The sequence below is a fragment of the Acidovorax sp. PRC11 genome, assembly GCF_031844105.1.
In the GTDB taxonomy this organism is placed as follows: Bacteria; Pseudomonadota; Gammaproteobacteria; order Burkholderiales; family Burkholderiaceae_C; genus Paracidovorax.
In genome coordinates this window covers 268,275-277,230 of sequence record NZ_JAUZUQ010000005.1, presented here as the reverse complement: position 1 = coordinate 277,230, position 8,956 = coordinate 268,275, and the positions used below count along the sequence as shown (strand labels likewise).

The window sequence follows — 8,956 nt, the reverse complement described above, 5'->3', positions numbered from 1 at the left end:
GCTGCATCCGGCGCGGCGCGCCCGGCAGCGGCGCCCGCCCCGGCACCGGCCGTGGCCGCCCCCCCGGTGCCCATGCCCGCGCACCTGCTGCCCTACGACGAGAAGATCTACGGCATCGCGTACGAAGTCTTCCTGGAAAACCGCAAGCTCGACGACGCCTGGCTGATCGCGCACGCCGCGGTGCAGGCCCGCCCGGACGACATGGCCTGGCGCGAGCGGCTCGCCCAGGTGTCGGAATGGTCGCAGCGGCCCGGCGTGGCGCTGCAGAACTGGCTGGTGGTGGCGCAGCGTACGCAGAAGGAAGCCGCCTGGCAGGCCGTGCTGCGGATCGCGCCGGGGCAGTTCGACGACACCGCGCTGGTGCAGGGCATCCGCTTCCAGCTGCGCCAGCGGCCCGACGATGCCGCGCTGATCCGCCAGCTGGTGGCGGCCTACGAACGCATCGGCGAGCCCCAGCCGGCGATCGATTACCTGCGCCAGCACGCCAGGACGCCCGAGACGGTGGAGCTGCTGGCCCAGCTGGCCGAGCGCGCCGGCCAGCCCACGCTGGCGCTGGAGACCTGGCGCCGGCTGCTGGCCGATCCGAAGCAGCTCACCCCCGAGCGCGCCATGCGCGCGGCGGTGCTGGCGCTCACCCACGACCGGCCCGACGAAGGCCTGGGCTGGCTGGAGGCCGCCCAGCAGCGCCAGGCCCCGTCGGAAGCCGCCGCCATGGATTTCTGGCGCCTGACCGGCCAGCTCGCCGAAAGCCGGCAGCGGCAGGCCCTGGCCGTGCAGGCCTACCGGGCGCTGGTGGGCGCGAAGGACCACGATCGCTCCGACTACGACGCGCTGATCCGCCTGCTGATGCCGGACCAGCCGCTCGAAGGCGCCAAGGTGTCGGCGCTCGCCTGGGAGAAATTCGGCGATCCGCGCTATCTCGTGGACGCGCTCTCGGTCTATTCCAGCCGCAACCAGTGGGAGGCGATGGGCGCCCTGATGCGCAAGCTGGAAGACGGCTCGCAGGAGACGAAGCAGTCCGTGGCCGCCCTGCGGGAGATCCCCGAATTCCTGCGCCTGGCGGGAGGCTACTACCAGAGCCAGGGCGACCTCGCGCGTGCGCGCCGCTATTACGAGGACGGCCTGCGCAGCAGCCCGGATTCGTCCGAGATGCGGCAGGCGCTGATCTGGCTGTTCATCGACAGCAACGATGCGGTGTCCCTGCGTACCCTGCTGACGACGCAGGAGCGGAACTGGGCGCGCGACGAGGACGTGAAGGACGCGCTCGCGGCCGCCTACCAGGCGCTCTCGCTGCCGCAGGCGGCGCTGGAGCGCTACCTCACGCCGCGCGTGGCGCAGCACCAGGACGATTTCCTCTGGCTCATGAACTACGCGGACGCGCTGGACCAGAACCAGCAGACCGACCGCTCCTGGCGCCTGCGCCGCGAACTGCTCTCGCGCGAATGGCAGGCCGCGCGCCAGGGCGACAAGGGCCGGCGGCTCACGCCGCAGCAGGCCCGCGCCCGCTGGCTCACCGAGGAGGGGCTGGACACGACCCGCCGCGTCGCGCGCGCCCGCCTCATGCTGACGCAACGGCCCGGCGATCCGGCACTGGACGTGCTGCGCGAGCTGCTGCGCATGGACACGGACGACCGCGGCCGCATGTCCAACGCGGCGGCCGAAACCGCCATCGGCTGGCTGCAGGACGCCGGCGAATACACCGCCGAGCGCGGCTACCTCTGGCAACAGTACGCCCGCGCCCGGGGTACGCGCACCAACCGGCCGCTCTGGGCGGAGATCACGGTGGCGCTGGCCGAAGACGACAAGGCCGCCACCGGGCAGCTGCTGGAGCAGTTCGACGAGCGCCTGCCGCGCTACGACCGCGTGAATGCCGCGCGCGCGGTGGACGACGTGCGGCTCGCGCAGAGCGCGGCCTTCGAGGCGCAGGGCGAGCAGCGCGAGGACGAACCCCTGCAGTTGCAGCTCACCGAAACCCTGCTGGCTTTCAGCGACCACGCCGGCGGCTACGGCAAGATCCAGCAGCTGGGCGGCCTGGACGAGGTCGAGGGCGGCAGCCGCTTCCACATCGCCTTCGATCCGCGGCTGGCGCTCGACCTGGAATTCGCCAGCATCCGCCGCCGCTCCAGCGACCCGCTGGTGGTCGTGAACCCGCCCGACGAAAGCGTGTTCGACGCCCGCCTGCACTGGCGCCATCCGGACGGCGAGACCACGCTGCGCGCCGGCCGCCGCGTGAGCTTCCAGGCCTACACCCCCGTGCAGATCGAGCACGAGCAGCGCATCGACAACCGCCTCACGCTGCGCATGGAACTCGGCTTCCAGCTGCCCAGCCAGGAAAGCCTGGCGCTGCGCATCGCGGGCATGAAGGACCGCGCGGGCGCGAGCGTGCGCTACCAGGCCACGCGCCTGGACCGCTTCTCCATCGAGTACGCGAACGAGCGCTACCGCCTGCAGACCGGCACGGGCCTGGGCAGCGGCCGCCACACCACGCTGAGCTACACCCACACCTACCGGCAGGAGGCGCCCCTGCTGGAGTTCGGGGCATTCTGGTCGCGCCACGACTTCTCGCGCAACGACATCTTCTCGCTCTCGCCGCGCGACCAGGAATTCCGCCGCTACCTGCTGCCCGGCATCGAGCCCGGACAGGACTACTTCCTGCCCGAGAGCTTCAGCTACTACGGCCTGCAGGTGTCGACCAACATGCGCTACGAAGAAGAGTATTCGCGCACGCTGCGGCCCTACGCCAGCGCGAGCCGCACCTGGCACAGCCGCCTGGGGCCCGGCTACGAGCTGCGCGTGGGTGTGGCCGGCAGCGTGATCGGCGGCGACCACCTGGGCCTGACCTGGGGAATGAGCAAGTCCGGGCTGCAATTGCAGCAGGGCCTCAACCGCAACCTGGCCTTCAGCTACCGCCTGCATTTCTGATATCCATGCATTCGAAGAACCCCGAACCGTTTCTCCAAGGAAGAAAGGACTCCCCCATGCAACATCCACGCTCCCTGCTGCAACGCCTGCGTACCGGCGCCGCCGGAGGCCTGATCCTGGTGCTGCTCGCGGCGTGCTCCACCATCGACCGCGGCACGCCTCCGCCGCTCGAACGCAACGCCACCTGGGTGGTGCTGCCCTTCGCGAACCACACCGAGACCCCGCTGGCGGGCAACCGAGCGGAAGCGATCTCGCTCGCCCTGCTCCAGGCCCGCGGGATCGGCCGCGTGCAGCGCTATCCCGGCGGCGCGCAGCAGGAAGCCCTCTTCGACGCGGGCGATGCCAAGCGCCAGGAGGAAGTCCTCGGCTGGGCCCGCGAGAAGCAGGCCAAGTACGCGCTCGCGGGCGCGGTGGACGAATGGCGCTACAAGGTCGGCGTGGACGGCGAACCCGCGGCCGGCGTCACGCTGCAGATCATCGACGTGGCGACGGGCGACACCCTCTGGAGCGGCACCGGCGGCAAGAGCGGCTGGAGCCGCGAATCCCTCTCGGGCGTGGCGCAGAAGCTGATCCGCAGCCTGATGGACTCCGGCCTGTCCGGTGCCCGCTGACGCCGCCATGCCGCCGGAGAAGTCCTCCCCGCCCGCCGCAGCCGCCGGCCGCCGCCGAGCGGTCGGCGCCGCGCCGACCCCTGCGCCCGCCAAGGGCCGCGCGGCCATGCGGCCGTTGCCGGAGCAATTGCTCGGCAAGCTCGCCGCCACCGACACGCGGCCCGCGATCATGCTGCTGGAGACGCTGCTGCTGCCCGGGCTGGCGATCGCGCTCGGCCTGCTGCTGCATCCGGAAGACCCGATCTGGAGCGAAGGCGACTTTCCCTGGGCCTGGTTCGCGCCGGTGATCGTGGCGCTGCGCTACGGGCCGCTGGCGGGGCTGGGCGGCGCCGTGGTGCTGCTCGGAGGCTGGCTGCTGGTCAACATCGGCCACTACGACCGCTTCCCGCAGCTCTTCTTCCTGGGCGGGCTGATCCTCGTGCTGATCGTGGGCGAATTCTCCAGCCTGTGGCAGGCACGCACCCGGCGCGCCGAGAACGTGCAGCTCTACCTCGACCAGCGCCTGGAGCACCTGGTGCGGCAGTACTACCTGCTGCGCCTGTCGCACGACCGGCTGGAACAGGAACTCATCGGCCGCCCCATGTCGATGCGCGATGCGCTCGCCACGCTGCAGAGCGTGGACGCGCAGGAGCAGGACCCGGCGCAGGGCGCGCAGACCCTGCTGCGGCTGCTGGCGCAGTACTGTCAGCTCGAATCGGCCGCGCTGCACGCCGCCACCGACGACCAGGCCGAGGCCGAACCCGTGGCGCGCATCGGCAGCGGCAGCGAGCCGCTCGACACGCGCGATCCGCTGGTGCTGCAGGCCCTGGAGACCCGCAAGCTCTGCCACATCAGCCAGTTGCTCACGCACCAGCAGCAGACCCGCTACCTCGCCGTGGCGCCGCTGCTGGACCTGGGCGGCGAGATCTACGGCCTGCTCGTGATCGAGGACATGCCGTTCTTCTCGCTGCAGGACGAGAACCTCCAGACCATCAACCTGCTGTTGGGCTACTACACCGACGGACTCGCGATGCAGACGCTGGCGCGGCCGCTCATCGAGCGCATTCCGGACTGCCCCGCCGACTTCGCTTTCGAGGCGCAGCGGCTGGCGCACATGCGCGACACCACCCGGGTGCCGAGCATCATCGTGGCGCTCGAATTCCTGCCCCGCGCCATCGAGCGGGGCCTGCCGTCGCAGATCGAGCGGCTCAAGCGCGAACTCGACGAAAGCTGGCTGATCACCGGCCCGGAGCGCCAGGTGCTGGCCATGCTGATGCCGCTGGGCGACCAGGCCACGGCGGAGGGCTACATCAACCGGCTCGAGAACTGGGCGCAGCAGAAGAACGGCCAGCCGCTCGCCGAGGCCGGCATCTTTCCCCACGTGGTGCCGCTGGACGGCGAACCCCTCGCGGTGCTGGAGCGACTGCACGGGATGGCCCATGCTTAACCTGAAGCTCGGCATCACCGCCTTCCTGCTCGAGATCGGCGCCTGGAGCGGCCCACTGATGCTGCAGGGGCGCTCCGACGCCGCGCTCGCGAGCTACCTCATCGTGCATGCGCTCGCCTGCGCGATGCTGGCGCTGTGCCTGCTGCCGCTGCTGTCGGGCGAACAGGCCCGCCCGCGCCTGCCGGTGATGGCGCTCATGGCGGTCTTCAGCTACGCCGTGCCGATCGCCGGCTTCGTCGGCGTGGTGGTGGCGGTGGTCGTGCTGCGCCTCTACCGCACGCCGCAGGGCCAGGACGATTTCGAATCGCTGCAGCTGCCGGAATTCGACCTGCACCAGCGCATGCAGGCGAGCTTCCGGCAGGCCGGGCTGCGGTCCTTCCTGGGCAACGCCCAGGCGCCCATGCAGACCCGCCTGCGCGCCATGGTCGCGCTGCAGCACGTCTCGGGCCGCATCGCGTCGCCGCTGCTGCGCAGCATCCTGAGCGATCCGAGCGAAGACCTGCGGCTGCTCGCCTACGGCATGCTCGACACCCTCGAAAAGCGCATCAACCGCACCATCGACAGCGAGCTGGACGCCCTGCGCCGCGCGGAAGCCGAGGAAGGCGCCACGCCCGGGCCGCAGACGCTCGAGGCCGCGCACCGGCTCTCCGACCTCTACTGGGAACTGGTCTACCAGGAACTGGTGCAGGGCGACCTGCGCACCCACGCCATCCACGAATCGCTGCGCTACTGCGACAGGGTACTGGCGCAGTCGCCCGGCAACGCGCAGCTCAACCTGCGGCGGGGCCGCCTGCTGCATGCCCAGGGCCTGGCCGCCGAAGCGGGCGAGGCCTACGCGCGCGCCCGCGAACTCGGCCTGCCCGCCACGCGGGTGCTGCCCTACCAGGCCGAGCTGTGCTTCGAGCGGCGCGACTACGCGCAGGCCCGCGCGCTGCTGCAGGAGCTCGGCCAGTGGCGCGCCCTGCCGCGCCTGCGGCCCGTGCTCGACTACTGGAAAGCCCGATGAGCGACGTCCATCCCCAGGCCCAGGAGGCCGACATCGCGCTGCTGCTCGAGGGTACCTTCCCCTACGTGAGCGGCGGCGTGTCGAGCTGGATCAACCAGATCATCCGGGCCTACCCCGAATACCGCTTCGCCATCGTCTTCCTCGGCAGCCGGCGCGAGGACTACTCCGGCTTCAAATACGAACTGCCGCCCAACGTGGTGCATTTCGAAGAGCACTACCTCTACGAACACCTCGGCGTGCGCTCCATGCCCGCGCGCCGCAAGGGCGACCGCGCCGCGCTCGAGATGGTGCGCACGCTGGTCGACTCCTTCCGGCTCGGCCACCGCAGCCCCGAGGCGATCGCGGCCTTCCAGCGCATCAGCCTGGAGATGCAGCCCGGCGGACGCCTGCCGATGGAGGACTTCCTCTACAGCGAGCGCGCCTGGGAGATCATCTGCCAGAGCTACCGCGAGCACTGCACCGATCCGTCGTTCGTGGACTACTTCTGGACCGTGCGCATCATGTACCAGCCGCTCTGGATGCTGGCGCGCGTGGCCCGCGGCATGCCGCGCGTGCGCGTCGTGCACAGCGCCTCCACCGGCTACGCGGGCTACCTGGGCGGCCTGGCGCGGCAGATGCGCGGCGTGCCGCTCATCCTCTCCGAGCACGGCATCTACACCAAGGAACGCAAGATCGACCTCTTCAAGAGCGAGTGGATCCGCGACAACCGCAACATCTTCCAGCGCGATCCGACCGAGCTGTCGTACTTCCGCCAGATGTGGATCCAGTTCTTCGAGTGGCTGGGCTATTACTGCTATGCGTCGGCCGATCCGATCATCGCGCTCTACGAGGCCAACCGGATGCGGCAGGTGGCCGACGGCGCGGCGCCCGAGCGCACGTTCAACATTCCCAACGGCATCAAGCTCGGGCGGTTCGCCGCGCTGCGCAGCCAGCGTCCAGCCGAGGTGCCGCCGGTCCTCTGCCTGATCGGCCGCGTGGTGCCCATCAAGGACATCAAGACGTTCATCCGCGCGATGCGCCGGGTGGTGAACCAGCGGCCCGACGCCGAAGGCTGGATCGCCGGGCCCACCGAGGAAGACGGGGCCTACGCGCAGGAGTGCGAGAACCTCGTGCGCAGCCTGGGGCTGGAGAACAACGTGCGCTTCCTCGGCTTCCAGAAGGTGGAGGACCTGATGCCGCGCATCGGCCTCGTCGTCCTCTCGTCGATCAGCGAGGCGCTGCCGCTGGTGCTGCTGGAGGGCTACGCCGCCGGCGTGCCGGCCGTCTCCACCGACGTGGGCTCGTGCCGCCAGCTCATCGAGGGGCTGGACGACGAGGACCGCGCGCTCGGCGCCTCGGGCAAGGTGGTGCCCATCGCCGACCCGCAGCAGCTGGCGGACGCCTCGCTCGCACTCATCAACGACGCGCCCGCCTGGCATGCCGCGAGCCGCGCCGCCGTGGCGCGCGTCGAACGCTACTACACCGACACGCTCATGTTCGACCGCTACCGGCGCGTCTATGAACAGGCGCTCGCACAGACGGAGGGCCCCCGCTGATGGCCGGCATCGGATTCGAGCTGCGGCGCATGCTGCGCAAGAACACCCTGGTGGGCCTCGTGCAGGCCTACGCGTACGCGGGCGTCATCGGCTCCGGGCCGTGGGTGTTCTCCATCGTGGGCATCCTGCTCATCGGTATCTTCAGCGCGAGCGTGGTCGTGCCGGGCGTGCTGGTCACGCAGTTCCAGACCTCCGTCACCTACATGGTGGCCGGCAGCCTGATCCTGACCGGGCTGGTGCAGCTCGCGTTCACGCGCTTCGTCTCCGACCGGCTGTTCGAGAAGCGCAAGGACGCGATCCTGCCCAACCTGCACGGGCTGATGCTGGTGACCACGCTTGCCGCCGCGGCGCTCGGCACGCTCGCGCTGTTCACGCTGCTGCCGAACCTGGGCCTCGTCTACCGCATGCTCATGCTCGCGGGCTTCACGCTCATGTGCGACGTCTGGGTGCTCACGGTGCTGCTCTCGGGCATGAAGCGCTACAAGGCGATCGTCGGGCTGTTCGGCGTGTCGTACGCCGTCGTCGTGCTCAGCTCGCTGCTCATGCGCCCCTGGGGCCTGGAAGGCCTGCTGGCCGGCTTCGTGATCGGCAACTACCTGCTGCTCGCGGGCATGTGGCTGCTGGTAGTGCGGGAGTTCAACCCGCGCGGCCGCATCATCGCCTTCGAGTTCGCCGAACGCAAACTGCTCTACCCCTCCCTGATCGCCATCGGGTTCCTCTACAACTTCGGCATCTGGGTGGACAAGTTCATGTTCTGGTACTTCCCGCCGACCTCCGAGCCCATCATCGGCGGATTGCGCGCCTCGCTGATCTACGACCTGCCCGTGTTCCTGGCCTACCTGTCGATCATTCCGGGCATGGCGGTGTTCCTCGTGCGCATCGAGACCGATTTCGTGGAGTACTACGACAAGTTCTACGACGCCGTGCGCAGCGGCGGCTCGCTCGAATACATCGAGGCGATGCGCGACGAGATGGTGTATTCGATCCAGCAGGGCCTGGGCGAGATCGCCAAGATCCAGACGCTGGCCGTGCTGATCACCTTCGTCGCCGGTCCCGCCATCCTGAGCGGCCTGGGCATCTCGCGCCTGTATTTGCCGCTGCTGCACGTGCAGGTGATCGGCGCGGGCCTGCAGGTGGGCCTCATGGCCATCCTGAACGTGTTCTTCTACCTCGACCAGCGGCGCATCGTGCTGCTGCTGTGCGTGCAGTTCGTGGCGCTCAACGTGCTGCTGACGGGCTTCACGCTGCATGCCGGCGCGGCGCTCTACGGCTACGGCTTCGCGGTCGCCACGCTGCTCACGCTGTGCACCGGCATGTACCTGCTGTCCCGCCAGTTGAACCGGCTCGAGTACGAGACGTTCATGCTGCAGTAAGGGGCCCCAGCGCTCCAAATGTGTCCAAACTTTACAAAACCCACAAAAAACGGCGATGCCGCGAGCGCAGCCCCGGAAGACAA

6 protein-coding genes are annotated in these 8,956 nt (G+C 69.7%); all 6 read left to right on the top strand.

Features of this window, described 5'->3' with window-relative positions:
- Positions 1–2,922: tetratricopeptide repeat protein (locus Q9R47_RS08240; protein ID WP_311232716.1), on the top strand; the 2,922-nt coding region annotated here is incomplete at its 5' end.
- Positions 2,923–2,978: 56 nt separating this feature from the next.
- Positions 2,979–3,533 carry a penicillin-binding protein activator LpoB gene (locus tag Q9R47_RS08235; RefSeq protein WP_311232715.1) on the top strand — a complete coding sequence of 185 codons (555 nt, stop codon included), beginning with the start codon at positions 2,979–2,981 and terminating at the stop codon, positions 3,531–3,533.
- A gap of 7 nt (positions 3,534–3,540) precedes the next feature.
- Positions 3,541–4,959 carry a PelD GGDEF domain-containing protein gene (locus tag Q9R47_RS08230; RefSeq protein WP_311232714.1) on the top strand — a complete coding sequence of 473 codons (1,419 nt, stop codon included), beginning with the start codon at positions 3,541–3,543 and terminating at the stop codon, positions 4,957–4,959.
- On the top strand, positions 4,952–5,965 hold the full coding sequence (locus Q9R47_RS08225; protein ID WP_311232713.1) for a hypothetical protein: 1,014 nt from the start codon (positions 4,952–4,954) through the stop codon (positions 5,963–5,965). The genes Q9R47_RS08230 and Q9R47_RS08225 overlap by 8 nt, the downstream gene beginning before the upstream one ends.
- Complete coding sequence (gene pelF, locus Q9R47_RS08220; protein WP_311232712.1) at positions 5,962–7,500, top strand: GT4 family glycosyltransferase PelF; 1,539 nt, start codon at positions 5,962–5,964, stop codon at positions 7,498–7,500. The genes Q9R47_RS08225 and pelF overlap by 4 nt, the downstream gene beginning before the upstream one ends.
- Positions 7,500–8,873 carry an exopolysaccharide Pel transporter PelG gene (gene pelG, locus Q9R47_RS08215; protein ID WP_311232711.1) on the top strand — a complete coding sequence of 458 codons (1,374 nt, stop codon included), beginning with the start codon at positions 7,500–7,502 and terminating at the stop codon, positions 8,871–8,873. Before pelF ends, pelG begins: the two co-directional genes overlap by 1 nt.
- Positions 8,874–8,956: the final 83 nt, after the last annotated feature.

Excerpts from the sequence above, each read along its gene's own strand:
- pelF (WP_311232712.1), top strand. The coding sequence starts at position 5,962 with ATGAGCGACGTCCATCCCCAGGCCCAGGAGGCCGACATCGCGCTGCTG.
- Q9R47_RS08225 (WP_311232713.1), top strand. The coding sequence starts at position 4,952 with ATGCTTAACCTGAAGCTCGGCATCACCGCCTTCCTGCTCGAGATCGGC.
- Q9R47_RS08235 (WP_311232715.1), top strand. The coding sequence starts at position 2,979 with ATGCAACATCCACGCTCCCTGCTGCAACGCCTGCGTACCGGCGCCGCC.
- Q9R47_RS08230 (WP_311232714.1), top strand. The coding sequence starts at position 3,541 with ATGCCGCCGGAGAAGTCCTCCCCGCCCGCCGCAGCCGCCGGCCGCCGC.
- pelG (WP_311232711.1), top strand. The coding sequence starts at position 7,500 with ATGGCCGGCATCGGATTCGAGCTGCGGCGCATGCTGCGCAAGAACACC.